The sequence below is a fragment of the Bacillus swezeyi genome (assembly GCF_030908325.1).
GTDB classification, from domain to species: Bacteria; Bacillota; Bacilli; order Bacillales; family Bacillaceae; genus Bacillus; species Bacillus swezeyi.
Map to the genome: position 1 here is coordinate 2,766,652 of NZ_CP133085.1, position 22,344 is coordinate 2,788,995.

The window sequence follows — 22,344 nt, forward strand, 5'->3', positions numbered from 1 at the left end:
ATTGTACAGTGCGGGTGATTGGAAAGGTTCTTACGGCCAAATTGAATATAATGACTCCATAAGCAAGCTCCATCAGTTGCTTATTCCATCTTTTTAAGGATTATATTTCCTCCTCGGCGTACTCAACCATGCCGTCTGATTCGGCTTCAGCATGTAATACGCAATGGGCTAAGTTTTTGGCAGTCGGATTCTCAAAGAATGTACTTACACCCATATTGATGCCAAAGGCTTTGTTAATTGAATTGACAGCTTGCATCGCTTTTAGTGAGTTCCCTCCTCTGTCGAAGAAACGGCAGGAGATGCCCATCCGTTCTGTCCCCAGCACTTCTTCCAATATGGAGATGATTTGTTTTTCCACAAAGTTCCTCGGCGCTTCATACTCAGCTTCCGCCCCTGCATTTCTGTCAGGCTCCGGCAAGGCTTTTCTGTCCACTTTTCCGTTTTTGGTCAGCGGCAGCTTGTCCAGTTTGACAAAATAGGCGGGAATCATGTAATCCGGAAGCTTTTCTCCCAAAAATCCTCTCAGCTCTTCAACCGGCATCTCGCGGTTTGCGGTGATGTAGGCGCAAATGTACGGGCGGCTTTCCCCGTCTTCCCTGACGGTGACGATCGTCTCGTTTATGTCTTCGTGTTTTTCCAATTGGCTTTCGATTTCTCCGAGTTCAATCCGGAAGCCGCGGATTTTCACCTGATGGTCGATCCGCCCGATAAATTCGATGTTGCCGTCAGGCAGCCATTTCGCCAAATCGCCCGTCTTGTAAAGCCTTTCTCCCGGGATAAACGGATGCGGGATGAATGTTTCCGATGTGAGCTCATCCCGGTTTAAATATCCTTTGCTTAAGCCGTCTCCAGCGATGCACAGCTCACCGGGAACGCCGATTGGAAGAAGCTTGCCGTCTTCGTCCATGATCAATGCCGATGTATTCGCCAATGGCCTGCCGATCGGGATCGTTTCCGCTGCTTCATCAATCTCATTGATGAAGTAATATGTCGCATAAACCGTGCTTTCCGTCGGGCCGTATACATGGATCAGCTTGTCCTGGCCAACGCGGTCGAGCACTTTTTTCGCATGCGGAATCGAAATTCTTTCACCGCCAAACAGGATTTTTCGCAGATTGGCGAGAGAGTCGATATTGATGTCGGCGAGCGTATTGAACAGCGCCGTCGTCATGAACATTACGCTGACCTTTTCTTTCTCGATCACATCGGCCAGCTCGCGGATATTCAATACCGTGTCTTTTTCAATCAGGACGAGCGCCGCACCGTTTAAGAGAGCACCGAAGATATCAAATACCGATCCGTCAAACGAATAGTTGGACAGCTGAAGAATGACGTCGTCCGTTCGGATGTCAATATAATTGGTGTTCCGCACGACACGCACCGCACTGTAGTGCGGGATGACCACGCCTTTTGGCGTTCCGGTAGAGCCGGACGTGTATACAATGTATGCTGTATCATTTGATCGACTAACAAGCGGAAGGTTTTCCCTGCTGATCATTTGCAAATCGTCTGAGCGCAGATCAACAGCTTCAATATCAAATGCTTCAAGCTGCGGTTCTTTGGTTAACACTACTTTTGCACCGCTATTCTCCAAAACATAATCGATTCTGTCCTTAGGCGTTTCAGGATCAATCGGCAAATATGCGCCTCCCGCTTTTAAAATCCCCATGATGCCGATGATCATCTCAAAGGAGCGGTCTAATAGGATCGCCGCAATCGAGCCGGCCCCTACGCCTTTTTCCCTGAGAAGCCTTGCCGCTTGGTTTGATTTTTCGTTCAGCTCTCTGTAGGTCATGTTTTGGCTACCGAACACAACGGCTGTATGATCAGGCGTCTTCACCGCCTGTTCCTCAAAAAGCTGATGGATCGTCTTGTCTTTTGGATAATCGGTTTTTGTATCGTTGAATGTGTATAACAGGGTGTTTCTTTCTTCCTCTGATACGAGATCGATTTCACTTAATGTTTTTTCTTCATCTTCCGTCACCTGTTCTGTGACTGCGATGATATGCTTTTCGATATGATTGATGATTGTCTCGTCATAAACATTTTCATCATATGTCATTTTAAGCGCGAGCTTTTCTTCTTCTAGAACACCAATCATATTAAAATCGTAGTTTGTCCTTTCTTTTCCATGTACGCCCTCGAGTTCAAAGCCGAGTTTACCAGTTTGGCGGCTGAACATCTGTTGATCAAACGCATAATTTTGAAAAACCATGACATGACTGATGAGCTCTCTCTTCAGTTCACTCAGTTCTTGAATTTCTGATAGATTCATATAACTGTACCGGCTGCTTTCAATGGACTCGGCTTGAGTATTTCTCAATGCTTCTTTGAAGCTCGCACCGCCTCCAAATCTGATCCTGGTCGGTATTGTATTAATAAACAGCCCAACCATTTCTTCAATACCGTCTACCTGGGCCTCCCGTCCTGATACAACGGTTCCGAATACAACCTCTTCTGCATTGTTATATTTAGCCAGAACAACGCCCCAAATGCTCTGGAGGATGGTATTGATGGTCACATGATTTCGATTTGCGATTTCGATGATTTTGTTTGTCAGTTCTTTTGGAAACGCAATGACTCTCTCTTTGTCGCCGTATTCACCAGCAGGTTTGCCGCTATTTAATTTTGGTATTTCGGCTCTAGTCTCATACCCCTCCAAATATGTCTTCCAATACGCTGCACCTTCGTCCTTGTCCTGTTTTTCCAGCCATTTGATATAGTCGCTATACGGCTTCGGCGCTTCTAATTGATAGGTTTCGCCTTTCATCCTTTTTTCATAGATGCTGAATAGCTCGCTTAAAATAATGCCCAAGCACCAGCCGTCCAGCAATATGTGATGATGGCTCCAAATGAGTTGATATGATTGATCATTCATTCTGATCAAACATGCTCTCATGAGAGATTCGCTTCCAAGGTCAAACCCTTTTTCTTTGTCTTCTTTTAAATATTTTTCCGTTAAGATTTCTTTTTGAACATTGTTGTGTTCCGTGAGATCAATAGATTTAAAAGCTATTTTTCGCTCTGCAGAAATGATCTGTCTCGGTTCCTCAACGACCTCATATTCAAATGATGCCCTCAATATCTCATGTCTCTTGATGATGTCATTAAAGCTTGCTTCTAAAATGTCTGCATGAATCTGTCCTTTTAAATCGATGACAATTTGCTGGAAGTATGCGCTGGATGTTTGATCCTTAATGGCATGAAACAGCATTCCCTTTTGCATATTGGCGAGCGGATAAATGTTCTCGATCTTTAATGAACCATGCTTGTTCTTGATTTTCTCCAGTTCCTCCAGACTGAGCGAAGCATCGCTGTAGTCAGACGGTGTCATTTCCACGCCGTCTTTTCCGGCGCAATGATCAATGATCTTTTCAAGGTTTTCCTTATATGATTGATTGAATTGCTGGATTGTGTTTGTGTGATATTGTTCTTGATTAAATGTGGTATAAATGGTCAATTCGCCGTTTGTCACGATAGCATTCATCTCAATGGCGCAATGCCGCAAGATTTTGCCTCCGACACTTTCGCCTGATGAAAATGGTGATTGGGAAAATCCCTTTCTGTTAATATCTTTGTTCATTTCCCCAAAATAATTAAAAGAAATTGGGGCCTGAACTTCGTTTAATTCATCCAGCTCCCGGGTCAGATATTTTAATACACCGTAGCCGATCCCTTTGTTCGGTACTTTTCTCAACGTTTCTTTAACCATTTTAATGTTTTGGGATATGTCTTTTGCTTCTCCCAAATCGATCAATACCGGGTAAACCGTCGTGAACCAGCCAACTGTTCTGCTGATGTCAACACCTTCCAGGATGTCTTCTCTGCCGTGGCCTTCCATCATGACCTTCAATTTGTGTTGTCCGGTGATGTCTCTGATTCCGGCTAATAATGCCGTTAATAAAATATCGTTGATTTCCGTGTTGTAAGCTCTGTTCGTTTTTCTCAAGAGGCTTTTAGTCGCCTCTTGATCCAATGTGATGCTTAGTGTCGTGCTGTCTTCAAATCGATCTCTTTTTTGCTGTTGATTTGCAGGAATGAATTGAACATCGGCATTTGCCGTCTCCCTCCAATACTCTGCTTCCTTTAACAGCCTGCGGCTGGCGGCATAATGTTTCATTTGGCGGGCGAATTCTTGATATGAATCGGTTTTATATCCGGTTTCGAGCGTTTCACCTTTTAATACCTGAATGTACAATGTTTCGAAATCCTCAAGGATGATTCTCCATGATACACCGTCAACGACTAGATGATGGATCGCAATGAGCAGATGATCTCCTTCATCTGTTTGAAAGATGCCGAGGTTAACCAGTTTGCCGTCTTTGATAGAGGATTTCATTTGAATGTCCGTCGCCAATTTGTGAATTCTTTGCGCTTTATCCTTCAATCCTTTCATCTGATGCACATCTAGACCGAAAAGGTTTTCCTGATAGTCTCTGTTATATTGAATGACAGCCCCGTCTTGCTCTTCATATGTCATCCTTAATGCATCATGCTGCTCCAATATTTTATTGAAGGCCATTCTTACGCAGTTTTCATCAAAACCTTCTTTTCTAAAGAGCATAAAGGACTGGTTGAAGTGGTCTGGCTCCTCCTTGTTTTTCGCAAAATATCTTTTCTGTATAGGAAGCAGCTCTGTTTCCCCTGTCACAGTTTCGTTATGTTTATACGCTCTTGTTTCTTCTTTGATATATTTGCTGAGATCTTTTATTTTAGGATTTGCAAACAGCTCCTTCATCTCAAGCTTCAGGTTCATCCTTGACAGCCTTGATACGATTTGGAGCGCCTTGATCGAATCTCCCCCTGCTGCAAAGAAATGGTGGTTGATGCCTATGTCATCTGCATCGAGAATCTCCCTCCAGATTTGCACCAGCTTTCGTTCGGTTTCATTCCGGGGAGGGTCATACCGAGTTCCTTCATTCATCATGTTGCTGTCCGGCTCCGGCAATGCGCTTCTGTCTATTTTGCCGCTTGATGTTCGAGGCAGCTGATCAAGCTTGACAAAATATGACGGGATCATATAATCCGGGATTTCTCTTTCAAGGAATTGTCTGACAACCTCTGCGGCCAGTTCCTTTTCAGACGTTATATAAGCGCACAAATAGCTGTTGCCGTGTTGATCTTTTCTGGCAATCACTGCTGCTTCTTTTATCTCTTCATGTCTTAGCAGCTGAATTTCCACTTCACCAAGCTCTATTCGATAGCCGCGAATTTTCACTTGATGATCGGCCCTTCCTAAAAACTCAATATTTCCATCCGGCAGCCACATGGCCAAATCTCCGGTTTTGTACATTTTTTTGCCTGGCTCAAATGGATGATCGATAAATTTCTCTGCTGTCAGCTCTGGTCTATTGAGATATCCCCTTGCCACACCCTCTCCAGCTATACACAGTTCTCCGGCAATTCCTATTGGCTGAGGATGATGTTCTTGGTCTACAATATATATTTTTGTATTTAAAAGCGGTCTGCCGATCGGAATGGACGGTGTTTGCGGCACTTTTCCACATTCAATTTGATGTGAAGCCGCATCTACACAACACTCTGTCGGACCGTATACGTTTGTGATATTGCACGTCAGATTAGGCAGTTTTTCGAATAGACCGGCTATTAAATCGGGTGTTAAGGCATCTCCGCCGACAATCAATTCGTTCATATCCAATTCCAGTTCCATTTTGTTGATATACGTCAACATGTTTAAATGAGCAGGCGTCATATCAGATACGTTTATTTTGTTCTTCGAATAGTAATCGATTAAACTCATGGCATCCCAGCTTGTTTCCCTTGGGACAAGGCAGAGGGTATGCCCAAGCAGCAGCGCTGCGAATATTTGTTTGACAGAGGCGTCAAATATATATGGCGCGACCAGTGCGACGTTTAATTGAGGGGCGAGTTGCTGATAAATTCTTTCATGAAGCCCCTGAACAAGATTAATCACACTGTGATGCTCTATCATCACGCCTTTTGGTTTTCCGGTAGATCCTGATGTATAAATGACATATGCCAAATTTTCCGGCTTAATGTGATGCTTTAAGTTGGCTGAATGGTCTTTTTGATGGAGTTGATCAAGTCTGACGATTTCTCCATTAAAAGCTTCACCTGGATGGACATCCCCTGTCACACATAACACATTGACACGGCTGTCTGTTAACATATAGCTTGTTCTTTCCTGCGGATACTCCGGATCGATTGGCAGATAGGCTCCTCCCGCTTTCAAGATTCCCATCATGCCGACAATCATGTCGATTGAGCGTTCTGTGATGATCCCTGTCACCGTGTCAGGGCCTACTCCTTTTTCACGCAGGATGAAAGCAAGGTGATTCGCTCTTTCATTTAGTTCTTTGTACGTGATCTTTTTATCCCCAAAGACAACCGCCGGATGATCAGGCGTCTTTTCCGCTTGTTCTTCAAACAGCTCCGGTATCGTTTTTTCTTTGCAGAATGCTCGGTCAGTGCGGTTAAATTCAGACAGAATCCGGTTTCTTTCAGACTCTGTTAATACATCTATTTGATTTAATTCAATGTCTGGATTTTCCGCTGCTTTTTGCAATACGCTGATCAGGTGTTCTGATAGTCTTTCTATTCTTTCTTTTTTGAATAACGCCGTGCAATATTCCACTTCCAATCTTAATCCAGCCAGTGCTTCACTCGCAGTCACTGTGAGGTCGAACTTAGAAATTCCGCGCTTGATCTCAAGCATCTTGCTTCTCAGCCCTTCTGCTTCAAACGGCTTCATATCTGTGTTATGGTACACCAGCATCGTATCAAACAGCGGGTTTCGCGAGATGTCCCTTTTGATATTGACCTTTTCTACAAGATCATCAAATTGATAATCTTGGTTTTCATAAGCCAGCAGTGTGTTTTCTTTTACTTCATGTAAATAGTTTCTGAATGTCTTTTTCCCTACCGGATGATTTCTTATCGCCAAAGTATTGATAAACATGCCGATAAGATGATGGACATCCTCATGTTTTCTTCCTGCAATCGGCGTGCCGACAATGACATCTTCTTGACCTGTATATTTGGAAAGCAGCGTTGTATAGCCGGCCAAAAGGAGCATGTACATGGTCACTCCGTTTTCCTTGGCCATTTGTTGAAGCTTACTGAATGTTTCCTTTTCGATTGTTACAGTTACGGTGTCCCCTTCAGCACTTTGGGCGAGCGGCCTTTTATAATCTGCCGGCATGTCAAGCACAGGAATGTCATCTTTAAACATATTCAGCCAGAATTCTTCCTGCTTGTTCAACTGATGATCCTGATCAATGCCTTTTTCCCATTCTGCGTAATCTTTATACTGAATGTTTAATGGAGGCAATGATTTTCCTTCATATAATACTGTCAGTTCTTTCATCAAGATGTCCATGGACACGCCGTCTGAAATGATATGATGCATATCGAACATCATCAGGTGCTCATTTTCATTCACTTTTACGATCTCCGCCCTTAAAAGCGGCGCATTTTTCAAATGAAACGGCCTGATGAAGCCTTTGATTTTTTCCTCAGCGCTTTCTTCACCGACATCACTGTATCCCACTTGAAAATCGATCTCTTTTTCAATCTTTTGCACAGGTTCGCCGTCGATCATGAAAAAGGAAGTTCGAAGTGATTCATGTCTTTCGATCATCTTGTTCAATGCATTCTCAAACCGGCGCACATCAAAATCGCCTTGAATTGTCATGGCAAAAGGCATGTTATAAGCAACTCCGCTGCCTTCGATTTGATTAAGGATATACAGCCTTTTCTGTGCTGAAGATAGACGGTAATATGCTTTTTCTTCCGTTTTCCTTATGGATGTAAAAGCACTTTCCTTTGTTGAGCCGATGAATTCTCTAAGCCCTTTAATCGTCGGTGTTTCGAATATTTGTCTTAAAGGCACCTTTACATTCAGCTCTTTATGAATGGTTGACAATAAAGCGGCTGCTTTGAGCGAATGTCCGCCTGCATCAAAGAAATTGCTGCTGATCCCGATTTTTTCGATGCCTAATGCATCCTCCCAAATTGAGACCAGTTTTTCTTCCGTCTCATCCCGCGGCGCTTCATAGCCATGCTCCATTTCAATGCTTCGCTCAGGAGCCGGCAGGCTTTTCTTATCCAATTTTCCATTCACAGTCAGCGGCAGTTGGTCAAGCATGACAAAGTGCGCAGGCACCATATAACTCGGAAGATTTTTCTTTAAGAACTCTCTGATCTCTTCCGGTTCAACTTCTTTTTTGGCCACTACATATGCGCAAAGATAATGGTCATGGTCGCTGTCTTCTCTTGCCATAACCGCTGCTTCATCGATATCTTCGTGCTTGAGCAGCTGAGTCTCTATTTCACCCGGTTCAATGCGGTAGCCGCGTATTTTCACTTGCTGGTCAACCCGCCCTAAAAACTGAATGTTTCCATCAGGCAAGATTTTGGCAAGATCCCCTGTCCGGTACATTCTTTCTCCGGGAACAAACGGATGTTGGATGAATTTTTCTGCGGTCAGATCAGGTCTGTTTAAATACCCGCGGGCCAAGCCCCCTCCGGCTATACAGAGCTCGCCGACAGCCCCAAGCGGGCAAAGCTGATTGTCTTGATTCAATATAAAAGTATTCACATTATCGATCGGTTTGCCTATCGGAATATTGTGATATGGCTTGTCTATCTTAAAACTTGTGGAAACGACTGTGTTTTCAGTCGGTCCGTAATTGTTTACGATTTGATAGTTGTTTTCTTTAAAAACATTTAATTTATCTCCGCCCGTTAACAGTGTCCTCAAAGAATGATTGTCAAGCAGCATAAACTGTTCGCAAACCGGTGTAGGCAAAAAGCTGATCGATATATGATGTTCATTAAAATATCGGTTTAATTGTTCGACATCCAACCGCGTCTCTTGATTTAAGACGTGAACGGCTGCTCCCGCCGTTAAATAAGGGAAGAGTTCCCAGACAAAAGCATCGAAGCTGACGCTTGCATAAATCGAGCTGTTATCGTTTGGGCTGATTTCAAAACGATATTGATGCCAGCAGCATAAATTAACCAAAGAATGATGTTCGATCATTACGCCTTTTGGCTTCCCGGTTGATCCCGAAGTGTAGATGACATATGCAAGATCACCGCTTTGATTGACATCTGCCACATCAGATGGGTCCTGCATATCAATCTTTTCATCCTCAATATCAATGAACTCGATCGATCCTGTCTCAAACCCTTTGCCAAACGGATCATCGGTGAGGATGACTTTGACCCCGCTGTCATCCATCATGTATTTGATCCGGTCAATAGGGTACTCAGGATCAATAGGCAAATAAGCGCCTCCTGATTTCAGGACACCCATAATCGCAGCGATCATATTGGCCGAACGCTCCATCATGATCCCGACAATCGTATCCGGCCGCACTCCTTTTTCCCTTAGCAGCCTTGCCCATTGATTTGCTTTTTCATTCAGCTCCCGGTAAGTCAGCTTCTGGTCTTCAAAAACAACTGCAGTTTGATCAGGTGTTCGTTTTGCCTGTTCTTCAAACAGCTGGTGGACCGTTTTCTCTTTTGAATAAGCGGCCTCCGTATTGTTAAATTCCTCTACAAGCATCCGTCTTTCTTCATGAGAAATCATGTCGATTTGATCTAAAGTGACATCAAGATTTGCCGAAATTTCTTCTAAAATCCTGATATAATTTTCCGCTATTCTTAAAGTCGTCTCTTCCTTAAGTAAGTTCGTCGAGTATTCAATGTTCAAGACGATCTGTTGTTCAAAGTCTAAAACATTAAAGATCATGTCAAATTTTGCATTGTCCAGTTCGAAGATGATCGGGCTAAGCTTGACATCGCCTTTCTGTTTGGTAAACATCCTTGCATCTTCCAGGACAAACATCGTGTCGAATAAAGGATTTCGATTAGGCTCCCGTACATTATGGAGTTTTCGGATCAAATCATCAAACGGATATTCAGAATGTTCAAAGGCCGCGATCGTACGGTCTTTTGTCTGATTCAAAAATTCTTTAAAACGCTTTGAAGTGTCAATCTCGTTTCGCAAAGCGAGTGTATTGACAAAAACGCCGAAAACATTTTGAAGATCTGGATGCAGCCTTCCCGCGGCAGCTGTTCCCACAACAATATCCGTATGATCTGTGTATTTATTTAAAAGTACATAATATGCACTCAACATCACCGTATAAAGGGTGGTTCCGGTTTTTTTAGCCAACATTCTTATATTTTGAGTCAGCTTCTGGTCCATCTCCACGTACACATTACTTCCTTCAAAAGTGTCGATGTTCTGCCTTTTATTATCATATGGAAAGTCCAGCTTTTCCGGTAGGTCACGATAGACATCCAGCCAGTATTTTTCTTGTTTTTTCATCGCGGCGGATTGATTAAAGGTATGATTCCATTCCGTATAATCCTTATATTGCACGTTCGCTTCAGGCAATGGAGTATGGCTGTACAGCTCCAATATTTCGTTCATCAGTATGCCTTGAGATACACCGTCACTAACGATGTGGTGAAAATTAATGACCAGTATGTGTTTGTGATCGCCGATTTTGATCAGCTTGGCCCTCATAAGGGGCGGCCGCCTTAAATCAAACGGTTTGATCGATTCTTTGCAATAAGCACTTGTTACCTTCATTAAAGTGTTTTGATCTGTAATGGGAGCGTCTAAGCACTCGTATTCCATTCGGAATTCAACATCATCATCAATTTTTTGTACGAGTTCATTGTTTTGGATCTCAAATCCGGTTCGCAAAATTTCATGTCTTTGCAAAAATGTCTTCAATGCACCTTCAAGTCGGCCGAGGTTCAATTGCCCTTCGACAAGAAGCGCCATCGGAATATGATATGCTCCCCTTTCATTCTCCATCATCGAAAGCATATACATTCTTTTTTGAGCAGGTGATGCCGCATAATATTCCTTAACGGCAGCCTTCTTAATCGGTTTTTCAATATGATGGTCTTCTCTATTTTTCAAATAGCGGTCCAAAGCGATAATCGTGTCATTTTTGAATATTTCACCTATCGGCATCTCAACATTCATTCGTTTATTGATTTCAGCAATAATCGATATCGCCTTGAGCGAGTCTCCGCCTATTTCATAATAGCTGACGTCTAGATTGATGCTATCCAGGCCGAATATATCTTTCCAAATCTCCAGGAGCATGGCTTGTGTTTCATTCTCCGGATGTATCAATCCGCCTGCTGTGCCTTCATCTATTGTTTGCTGTTCAGCCAATTCTTGCAAAATACGCTTATCAATTTTTCCGTTTACTGTTAACGGGATTTCATCAAGTTTCACAAACTTCACAGGAATCATATAGTCAGGCAGCGTTTTCTGCAAAAATCCCTTGAAGTCTTTTTGATTGATCTCTCTTTCTGTCACAACAAAAGCATATAAGTTTTTCATTCCATCCCGATTCGTATAATCAATAATGGTTGCTTTGCTGACATCTCTATGGTTCAGGAGGGTATTTTCAATTTCCCCTAATTCCACTCTATATCCTCTGATCTTTACCTGGCTGTCTTTTCTTCCGAGAAATTCGACATAGCCGTCCTCTTTTAATACGCCGTGATCACCCGTTTTATAAATGCAGCCTAGTTCTTGATGCCATATAAATGCATTGTTCGTTTTTTCTTTATCATTAATATATCCGCTGGCTACCCCCAAACCGCCTATGTACAGCTCTCCTTCTACACCGAGGGGGCATAATTGTTTTTGCTGGTTTAGGACGTATATTTTTTGGTTTGCCAACGGCATTCCATAAGGGATGCTTTTCCAGTTCTCCTCCACTTTTTGAATCGGATAGTAGATCGACCAGATTGATCCTTCCGTTGCGCCTCCCAAACTAATCACTTCGGCGTTTTTAAACGTTTTCTTTATTTTTGCAGGCAGCTGAAGCGGTATCCAGTCTCCGCTTAGCAGCACTAGTCTTAAATGATGATTGAGTTCGTGCTCCTGATATAAATCGACCGTCATTCCCATAATCGCCGGTACAGAGTTCCATATCGTGATTTGCTCTTTTTCCGCTATCTCTTTCAAACGGAATATATCCCTTTGATCATCAATAATGACCAGCGCGGCTCCGCTGCTTAAAGCGCCAAACACATCATAAACAGATAAATCAAAGCACAATGAGGAAATGCCCATGATTTTATCATTTTCTGAGACGCCGAACTTTTCATTGATGTCGAGAATAGTATTTGCTGCGGCTCCGTGAGTAATCTGAACGCCTTTTGGCTTGCCAGTGCTTCCGGATGTAAATATCGCATATGCCATATCCTCCAGATTGACTTTTATATCAACTGGTTCTGTAGAGAAGCGTTCCATATGTTCGTTTTGATGAATATCAGGGCTGATGAAGAATTTGCAGCTGCTCTTTGATTTGATGTACGCCTTCCTTTCTTCCGGGTAATCCGGATCAAGCGGAATGTATGCCGCCCCCGACTTTAATACAGCAAACAAATTGATAATCGTGCCTGGGCTTCTTTTGCCTATAACGCCTATATAGTCGCCTTTTTCAACACCTTTTTCGATTAAATATCTTGCGACTTGGTTGGATTTTTCATCCAGCTCCTGATAAGTCATCGATTCTTCATGATGTTTTACCGCGATACGATCAGGTCCTTGTTTCACTTGGTTGATCAATAATTCATGAAGTGGCAGCGGTTCGAAAGATTGATCTGTATCATTATAATCCTGTATGGCTTGACGGCTTTTTTCATCAATTTGGATATGTTCTACTTCCTCGCACGATACGACTTGATTGATGACATCGATGTACTGGTCAAACATCGATTCAATCACTTCATGTTCAAAAATCTGCTCAACATAGTCCCATGTGATATAGAGGCCGCCGTTTATTTCATAAACCTGATTATCAATGTACACTTGAGACGTTCTTGTACTAAAGAAATGAATCTTTTCAAAATCCACTAACTGGTCAAATGAATCTTCGGAATTTTCACTGAGTACGCTTGTGAATACGATAGGCATGACAGCCTTCTTATTCATGCCATTCTTTTTGGCGATGTTCCTTATCAAATCAACACCGTCATAATGTCTGTGTTCAAGTGCTTCCAAGAGCGTATCCTGAACGTTTAAAGCAAAGCTCCAAAAAGAGTTCAACTCATCTTCTGCGTTGATGTCCAACAACATTAATGTCGTGAAATCTCCGATCATTTTCTTCACATCTGGGTGAAACGGGATTCTGTTAAATACGGTTAAGTTAATAGCAAAATGATTTTGATGGCTCCAGTAAGCTAAAATATAGGCATAAGCGGCACAAAGGACGGATGTCGGCGTCAGATTTTTATTCCTTGCTTTCTTCTTTAATTCATTCCAGGTAGGCTCATCTAAAAATGTTGAAAATTTCTTGAATGCAGGCTTCTTCACATAAGCAGGATCATATTTGAAAGGGAGCTCAGGTGCACTAGGGAAATGGTCCAGTTTATCCATCCAATATGTTTTATCTTTTTTATATCTGTTCGTTTGTTTAAATTCAGTCGATGCCAAAACATAATCTCTGAAGCTGAATTCTAAGGAGGGAAGCTGAACATCAGGCTGTTCATAAAATCGTTTAAACTCTCTGATTAATATTTTCATACTGCTGTCATCGCAAATTAGCGGGTCTACATTGAGGAAAAAATATTTTTTCCCTTCCGGCAAAATAAACGTTTTGATTTCAAACAGCGGCCATACACTTGGATCTATTATTTTTGAAGTCATGTTCTCTCGCTGTTTTAAAATCTTTTCTTTCGTTTCTTCTGCTGTTAAATGTCTTAAATCCAAGGTTTCTATCGTATAATATGGTTCTTCTTCAATTATTTTTTGTGTTCCGTTTTCAAATACGATGGTCCGGAGAATCGGATGTCTGTGAATCAGTTTTTGCAATGCCAGTTGAAATCGATTCAAATCGACATCCGCTTCAAATTCAACAGTTAGATTTGTAGCCACTCCGCCGATTTCGAATGTTTCATCTCTTCCAACCAAATAAGCCAACTGAATGCCTGTAAGCGGAAAGGTTTCATGCATATTTTCCGGATCGGCTGCTCTTATTACATGATTGTCGTCCCTAGATTCTTCTTTATTTGATTCAATAAATGCACTTAATTCCTTTATGGTAGCCAGCTTAAATAATTGGTTTAACGGGATTTCAGTATTCATATTCTCTTTTATTTTCGCGATGAGCTCCATAGCATTTAACGAATGGCCGCCCATCATTGTAAAATGATCATTGATTCCCGCTTTTTCCACATGTAAAATCTCACACCAAATCGCCGCCAGCTTTTCTTCTGTTTCATTTCGCGGCGCTTCATACTCCGTTTCCGCCCCTGCCGTTCTGTCAGGCTCCGGCAAGGCTTTTCTGTCCACTTTTCCGTTTTTGGTCAGCGGCAGCTTGTCCAGTTTGACAAAATAGGCGGGAATCATGTAGTCCGGCAGCTTTTCTCCCAAAAATTCTCTCAGCTCTTCAACCGGCATCTCGCGGCTTGCGGTGATGTAGGCACAAATGTACGGGCTGCTTTCCCCGTCTTCCCTGACGGTGACGATTGTCTCGTTTATGTCTTCGTGTTTTTCCAATTGGCTTTCGATTTCTCCGAGTTCAATCCGGAAGCCGCGGATTTTCACCTGATGGTCGATCCGCCCGATAAATTCGATGTTGCCGTCAGGCAGCCATTTCGCCAAATCGCCCGTCTTGTAAAGCCTTTCTCCCGGGATAAACGGATGCGGGATGAATGTTTCCGATGTGAGCTCATCCCGGTTTAAATATCCTTTGCTTAAGCCGTCTCCAGCGATGCACAGCTCACCGGGAACGCCGATTGGAAGAAGCTTGCCGTCTTCGTCCATGATCAATGCCGATGTATTCGCCAATGGCCTGCCGATCGGGATCGTTTCCGCTGCTTCATCAATCTCATTGATGAAGTAATATGTCGCATAAACCGTGCTTTCCGTCGGGCCGTATACATGGATCAGCTTGTCCTGGCCAACGCGGTCGAGCACTTTTTTCGCATGCGGAATCGAAATTCTTTCACCGCCAAACAGGATTTTTCGCAGATTGGCGAGAGAGTCGATATTGATGTCGGCGAGCGTATTGAACAGCGCCGTCGTCATGAACATTACGCTGACCTTTTCTTTCTCGATCACATCGGCCAGCTCATTGATATTCAATACCGTTTCTTTCTCAATCATGACGAGTGATGCGCCGTTTAAAAGAGCTCCGAATATATCGAATATCGATCCGTCGAACGAATAGTTGGACAGCTGGAGAATGACGTCGTCCGTTCGGATGTCAATATAGTTGGTATTCCGCACGACACGCACCGCACTGTAGTGCGGGGTGACTACGCCTTTCGGCATTCCTGTTGAACCGGATGTGTAGATGATATAGGCGGCATCGCCGGAGTCATTGACAGCGTTCAGCCGCTCTTCGCTGAATCTGTCGAATGCCGTCTTGTCCAAATGAATGACCTCAGCCTCGCAATCGATTCCGTCTGCCGCTTCACCTTGTGTAAGCAGCACACCCGCCTCCGTGTCTTTCAGCATATAGGAGATTCTTTCTTTAGGCGTTTCAGGATCAATCGGCAAATACGCGCCTCCCGCTTTTAAAATCCCCATGATGCCGATGATCATCTCAAAAGAACGGTCTAACAGGAGCGCCGCAATCGAGCCGGCGCCTACACCTTTTTCCCTGAGAAGCCTTGCCACTTGGTTTGATTTTTCGTCCAGCTCTCTGTATGTCATATTTTGGCTGCCAAACACAACGGCTGTATGATCAGGCGTCTTCATCGCTTGTTCTTCAAAAAGTTGATGGATCGTCTTGTCTTTTGGATAATCGGTTTTCGTATTGTTAAAATGATTGAGTATCAATTCTTTTTCATTCTCTGTCATTTTGTTAAATACCCCATTTTTTAATGACTGATTAGCAACCATACTTAATTCTCCTTTTGATAAAATATTTTTCTTAATATTGGTCTGTAGTTGCTCTTTTGCCGATTTTTTAGCGAACCTCCGTCTTGTGAAAACAGATTATCAAAAAAATTGATTATTTTCCATGGGAATATTGTTTAATAATGGTTAATTTTTTATAAACTTGGATATTTAGTAGTTTACATTTGAAACAAAGATAAAAGAGTGAGAAACATGCATTTACAAGTCGGGCTGATCAATATCTGATCGAAAAGACCTAAAAATGAACTGTTTTGTTTATCATAAAAGCTTTTAGGAAAGTGTAGCAGGATCAACAATTGGACAAAGCTTTAACATGAATGATAGAAAAAATTCCCCTAATAAAATTGGTGGTGCTTCCGGCTTTCCGTCAATGTACGGTTGATGATGTTGATGATATTTTCAGCATGATGATTGATAAAGAAATGATTCCCTTCAAAATAATGAGCTTTAAAGTTTCCATCAGTATGTTTTTTCCAATCTGAGATATCTTGTTCATCCATTGAATCTTCCTTACCGTTGAGAACGGTTATGTCACATTCAATTTTGGCTGCTCTTTCTTGATAAATATAGTTTTCTACCATTTTGAAGTCGCTTTTCAGCAGAGGAATAAACAATTCAAACAGTTCTTCATTATTGATCAGCTCTTCCGGCGTTCCCCCAAGCTCTATGATTTTCTTCTTAAAAACATGATCTGGCAGGTCATGCAGCTTTACTTTTTTCCGTATTCGATTAGGCGCTCTATAGCCCGAGAAAAAAAGATGGGTCGGCATTTTTACATTCGCATTGCTCAATTGATAATAAAGTTCATACGCCAAAAGACTTCCCATGCTATGTCCGAAAACAGCATAATCATGATTTTTTACTGTGCCTTGGATCTGCTCAAAAATGTCTTGAACCGCTTCTTCCAAGCTTTCATAAAAAGGTTCATTAAAGCGTCTTCCCCGTCCTTTCAGCTGTATCGGATAAATGTCAATGTCCGGATGGACATCGTTTTTCCATGAATAAAATATCACTTCAGATCCTCCGGCATACGGCAAACAAAATAAGATCATTGTATCATTCACTCCATTTATATATGATTTAATGTGATATTTCAGTGCAGCGCTCACATATTCGACAATCAATCTATCGTGACGTCAGCTGTCTGTTTCAACTCTAAAAACTTCGGAAGGATGATCATGTAAAATACGCCGACAACAATGAGGCTGCCTCCGACGAGCCAATAAAGGCTTTCGAGTGCTATAAATGCGGGATAGAGCCCTGCAATGAAAAGGAGAGTCAGCGACTGTGACAGCATCATGAGCGGATTGACCCACCCCTGCACTCTTCCCATCATTTTCGGGTTTACGATACTTGGTATCCAACCGCCAATCGCAACATTGATACTGGGGAGTGAAAGGGCTATTAAGCATGAACTGACCATATACAGCCAAATATTGCTGACCAGGGCACCCGAAATCGTGGCGCTTCCGGAAACAATCAGCGCCAAAATCAAAAGGTGATGGAGCTTTAATTTTTGAGAAAGTATGGATGCAGCGATGCTGCCCAGCAAGAACCCTGCACCGAACACGATGCCGAGCAGGATGGACATTTCTTCATAGTTTCGGGGAGCAAGCTTGTATTTTAAAATAAACACCTGCATGACCGAAAGCCCCCCATTTACTACTCCGAAAAGGCTGAATCCTGAAACGAGGGCCAGCAGTAATTTATGATTTAAAATATAGCTGAGGCCAAGTTTAAAATCTTTCCATACACTTCCTACATTCAATTGTCTAATTGAATGTTTTCCATTCGGCATTCGAACTTCCTTGGTGATCCGGCAGGCTTGAATAAGCAGGCCGCTAACGACAAAACTGGCTGCATCAACCATGACGGCGCCTTCTACTCCAAGTGTCCAATAACAAAATACGCCAAGCCCATTGCCGAACAGCATAAATAAGCTGGCCACCATTTGATTCAATCCGACAGCCACCGAGTACTCGCCTTCAGATAATATTCCTTGTATGAGAGACGTTTGGGCGGGGGTGAAAAAGCTTTTCACAGCGTTTCTTAAAAATAACACTGCAAATGTAAACGGCAGCCATTCAATATATAAAGAGAACAGTAATAATATTGATAATGCTGCACAAATCCAGTCGCAATTCTTGGCGATTTTCTGCCGATCAAACTTATCGGCGAAAACACCGACAAGAAAAAATACAGCCAATGCAGGCAAAGATAGCATCAGCTCTGTTGTCGTGGCATATGCAGGCTGCTCTGAAAAGCGATCAAGGAGATAAAACAGAAGTGCAGTTAGTCCAATAATTCCTCCCATTTGCGAAGTGAAAGATGCTAAAAAAAGCAGCGCATAATTTTTATTTTGAAAAATGGAAAACAGTTTTTGCATAGGGACCCCCTTATTTGTTTTTCAACATGTTATGTAGACACCTTTTCAGACAAGCCGTTTCTGTTTGTTATTTCAAGAAAATGACGCCCGCTATTCTGTCACCTCCCCGCCTCTCATTTTTAATTTTTTCTGCTCCGCTTCTATTGTTTAATATTCGGCAGATGTCGTTTTTTACATGTAGAATCTTGTATGCCATGATGTTTTCTACACCTTATATTCCTCTTCAAAAATACAATTGTTCATCTAAAAAAGCGAAATTTACATATATCACCCCTCTAATTTACAATGTCTATAAAAAAATGAAAATAATTCTAAGGTTATAGGTTCGTTCTATTTCAACAATATCCTCTATTCATATTCAATTTTTTAGAAAATCTCCTTTCTCAAAAAGAAATATTATATAAATAAAATGAAATTTAAATAAAAAACGCTTCCTGTATGCATGTCTGCCCCATCAGGTGCAACTGACAATTCCGCATACGGGAAGCATTTGAATCATATTCAATCTCTCATTTCACAGACTGGCTCATAAAGCCGTTGTCGAGCACTTCAATCAAAGACGAGGTTGTTTTGGCATGAGCTTTCGTACGCTCAACCAGTTTGATGATGTCTTTATAGGCTTGCTGTGAACCTAAAACCAATAAAGGGACTCCAAGCGGATCGATTTTCAGCCTCCTGGAAAACAAGCCTCCAAAGGTCATGGCCAAAGGCACTGTGGGGGACGTGTTTGAAAAAATCACTCTCTCGTCCAGCATTTCATTTTTTTCAAACCGCTCAAGAACGCACCGCATTGCCGGAATGACAGCTTTTGACGAACCTCTGCCGATGGTATACACCTCGCTGCCTTCTTCATCAAGGCCGTGAAAGATTAATTTCCCCATTTCTTTCGGGGTTAATCGATTAAAACAATCCGTGTTTAAAATTTCGTTTTTGGTCGGCTTTCTGCCGAACGGAAGTTTTTTTAGATGATAAGCGGCGGCCAGGGCAGATGAATGGGTGCCGCCATAACAGTTATAAATATAGATCAACATGCTCACCCTCCGCTTGACGTCTTGCCTTTAATGTGACCCAAACATACATTTCTTATTTATATCTTTCTTCCAGCACTTCTTTAATCGCTGCGGCATAATCATAAAACAATTTATTATAGGAGCTTTCCCTCGTCCACAGTCCAAACCGCGAAAAAAAAGCCTCCCGTTGAGGAGTGCTGATCTCCAATTGAATGCTTAAACCTGTTTTGCATTTGTTATTCAGATTCTCCGGATCTGTTCCGGCAAATTTGTGGTTTTCCCCCACCAGTTCGACAGAAAAGCCATGTTCCTCCAACGCATCGGCAATTGCTTGGCCGCCCTCCCTGTCTGTTCCTCCTACAAGGGTATGCTCTTCTGTATCATCATATCCGTGAAAGGCTAAAACATAGCGGTGTTCACTGACTTTTTCCAATGCTGTCGGCTCATCGAAATGATTGCTCGTAACATGCAGATCCCAATTTTGCGCTGGTTTTATTCCTTCAAACAAATAGGTTGAATACTCATTGCTGAAGGCATGTACAAGTTCGCTGACTCCGCCTTCGATCCCGCCGCCGTGCGGGGATAAAATCAGCAGATCAGTTCCCATGTCTGTATACTCTATACGGTAATCCTCACCTTCTATTTCGTTTTCAGCAAGCTCTGCAAAGTTTGCGTACTTATCGAGAATTCGAGACGCTTGGCTATTCGTCGGGCATTGACAAATGACGGCTGTGCACACTCCCATTATCAACCATATGATGCATCGTTTTTTCATCAATTGGTTCCATTTTTCCTGCAACGTTAGAAACTCCTTCATTATTGTATTTTGTGCTGCGTTTTTCTTCCTCTCAATTCACCCTAAAACAGAGATACTTTCGAAAAATTGGTAAATATTTACTTATAATGTTCACTCATTTGCCATTTTATATAACGAGAACGACGGAATGAAAGCGACCTTTACCTTATTTTTCACGAGAGGTCCGTACGTGTTTCCTGAGGCACAGAATCTCTTTTGGAGCGCAGTTTTTATATCGATCGCCTTACACTGTCCAGGTGCCTTTAGATCACCGGGAGGATAAAGTTTGAAGAGGGCATTCGTTTCCTGTTTTCAAGGGGGATAAAGTCTTCCTGCTTTTATATGATATATTGCATCACCCATTTTAGCTGAACAGGGATAATCTTAATAAAAAAAACAGACTTGCCTCAGGCAAATCTGTTCCCTTAAAGTATAATCGGAGCTCCAGCTCTCAATAAACTGCCATTCTGCATTTTATCGACAACCCTATTTTTTATGAAAAGCGTTTCGGCCGGCTTTTTCAATGAGAGCCGGAAACAGCTGGTAGAGTTTGCTGATGCCGTTCATCCAGCCCGGCAGATTGATTTCGCGCTTGTTCGTCATCATAATCGAAACGATTTTCCCGGCCACTTGATCAGGGTCAAGCATCCACTTGCCGACGCTTTTCACGTACTCTCCTTTTTGATCAGCTCTTTTGAGAAACTCGGTTTTGATCGGTCCCGGATTCACCGTTGTCACGTAGACCCCTGTTTCTGAAAGCTCCATTCTGAGACTGTTGGAATAGCCGAGCACCGCATGTTTTGTCGCAGCGTAAAAGCTTGACTTTGGTGTTGCAATTTTACCGGCCTGTGAAGCGATGTTGATAATATGGCCGCTGTTTTGCGCGATCATATGAGGGAGCGCCATCTTCGTGCAAGCGATCAAGCCAAAGACATTGACTTCAAACATCGATTTCATATCTTCAAGAGACGCTTCGAGGGCAGGTTCGAAAATGCCGAAACCCGCATTATTGACAAGAATGTCAATCGGCCCGATCGTTTGAAACACCGCTTCAATTTCATCCGTCCTGCTGACATCTAAAACGATCGTTCGGCACTTTGCATCAAGTTCATCAGACATTCTTTGCTTTAATGCATCAAGGCGTTCTTCTCTGCGCGCCGCCAGAATCACTTCTGCTCCTTCCCTGGCGGAATAATAAGCGATCCGCTCACCAAGACCGCCAGAGGCGCCTGTAATCAGAATCCTTTTGTCTTTTAAACTTCTTCCCATCTTCTTCACCTACTTTGTACAATAATAAAGGATACCGTCTTTTTCATTGCTAGTCATGCGGCCGCGCGATTCCAAATCATCGAGCTGCCCGACCGTTTCAGACATTGTTAAAAACAGCTCTTTCTCATAGACGGCGGGAAACAGCTTTCGGCATAGTTCAAATGCGGTTTGCGGACTTTCAGCAAGCAGCCGGTACACCTCTTCCGCCCTGTTTTGCTGTTTTTCCAGCCGTCTTGCAATAAGCTCTTGAATAGCGGTTATTTTTTCGCCGTGCCCCGGAAACATAACCCGTACAGGGAGCTCAAGCAGCCGTTTAAGCGAGGCCACATAATCCAGGAGCGGAGCCTGACGTTTTTCACTTGTTTGGGGCATTTCCAATAAAGGGTTGGAAGAAGACGGCTTTAACAGCAAATCTCCGCCGATCATGCTTCCGTTTCCCTCATGAAAGAGGACAATATGGGAAGATGCATGACCTGGTGTTTCCAAGACCCGCCACCCTTCAAGCCCATCAATCTGAGACCCTTCTAAAATGGTTTCCGTCAATGACCGCTGACAGGAAAACCGGTATGATCGCTTCACTGTAAGACTTAGTAAACCCATGTCGACAGGTACGCCGAGCTGTTTAAATAAATATGTAAAAAAGGACTGCTGGTTTTCGATAAAAACGGGATTTTTGCTGATATACGGTTCATTGAACGGATGGCCGATAATCTTTACGCCGTCAGGAAATTCATCCAGCAGTCCGACGTGGTCTGCGTGATGATGGGTCAGGACCACCTGGTCGATGTCGCTTAATGTGAACCCCAGCCCGCTAAGCCTGTTCTTTAAAACATCGGCAGCTTCCTTTGTTTTCGGACCTGCATCAATCAATGTCAGCGCCTCTCCTTTTATCAAATAAATGTTGACGTCTCCGACTGCAAAAGGAGTCGGCAGCGAAATGGGTATGATCCTTTCATCTGTTATCATATTCTTCTCCTCATTCCTC

7 protein-coding genes are annotated in these 22,344 nt (G+C 42.7%); all 7 read right to left on the reverse strand.

Features of this window, described 5'->3' with window-relative positions:
• Window positions 1-100: 100 nt before the first annotated feature.
• Window positions 101-15,880 (reverse strand): non-ribosomal peptide synthetase, encoded by a 15,780-nt coding sequence (locus RBH91_RS13640; RefSeq protein WP_307891926.1) that lies wholly within the window; start codon window positions 15,878-15,880, stop codon window positions 101-103.
• A 353-nt stretch (window positions 15,881-16,233) separates the two neighbouring features.
• Window positions 16,234-16,950, reverse strand: coding sequence for a thioesterase II family protein (locus tag RBH91_RS13645; RefSeq protein ID WP_307891927.1), 717 nt, complete (start codon window positions 16,948-16,950; stop codon window positions 16,234-16,236).
• Between the two features lie 68 nt (window positions 16,951-17,018).
• On the reverse strand, window positions 17,019-18,284 hold the full coding sequence (locus RBH91_RS13650) for an MFS transporter (protein ID WP_307891928.1): 1,266 nt from the start codon (window positions 18,282-18,284) through the stop codon (window positions 17,019-17,021).
• A gap of 509 nt (window positions 18,285-18,793) precedes the next feature.
• Window positions 18,794-19,312 carry a DUF3189 family protein gene (locus RBH91_RS13655; protein ID WP_307894747.1) on the reverse strand — a complete coding sequence of 173 codons (519 nt, stop codon included), beginning with the start codon at window positions 19,310-19,312 and terminating at the stop codon, window positions 18,794-18,796.
• A gap of 55 nt (window positions 19,313-19,367) precedes the next feature.
• Window positions 19,368-20,093: a poly-gamma-glutamate hydrolase family protein gene (locus tag RBH91_RS13660; RefSeq protein ID WP_307891929.1), complete on the reverse strand. Its 726-nt coding sequence runs from the start codon at window positions 20,091-20,093 to the stop codon at window positions 19,368-19,370.
• A 483-nt stretch (window positions 20,094-20,576) separates the two neighbouring features.
• Window positions 20,577-21,359 (reverse strand): SDR family NAD(P)-dependent oxidoreductase, encoded by a 783-nt coding sequence (locus RBH91_RS13665; protein ID WP_307891930.1) that lies wholly within the window; start codon window positions 21,357-21,359, stop codon window positions 20,577-20,579.
• A 9-nt stretch (window positions 21,360-21,368) separates the two neighbouring features.
• On the reverse strand, window positions 21,369-22,322 hold the full coding sequence (locus RBH91_RS13670) for an MBL fold metallo-hydrolase (RefSeq protein ID WP_307894749.1): 954 nt from the start codon (window positions 22,320-22,322) through the stop codon (window positions 21,369-21,371).
• Between the last annotated feature and the right edge of the window lie 22 nt (window positions 22,323-22,344).

Bases quoted from the DNA above. Each gene is read 5' to 3' on its own strand.
- RBH91_RS13640 (WP_307891926.1), bottom strand. From the start codon at position 15,880: ATGGTTGCTAATCAGTCATTAAAAAATGGGGTATTTAACAAAATGACA.
- RBH91_RS13645 (WP_307891927.1), bottom strand. From the start codon at position 16,950: ATGATCTTATTTTGTTTGCCGTATGCCGGAGGATCTGAAGTGATATTT.
- RBH91_RS13650 (WP_307891928.1), bottom strand. From the start codon at position 18,284: ATGCAAAAACTGTTTTCCATTTTTCAAAATAAAAATTATGCGCTGCTT.
- RBH91_RS13665 (WP_307891930.1), bottom strand. From the start codon at position 21,359: ATGGGAAGAAGTTTAAAAGACAAAAGGATTCTGATTACAGGCGCCTCT.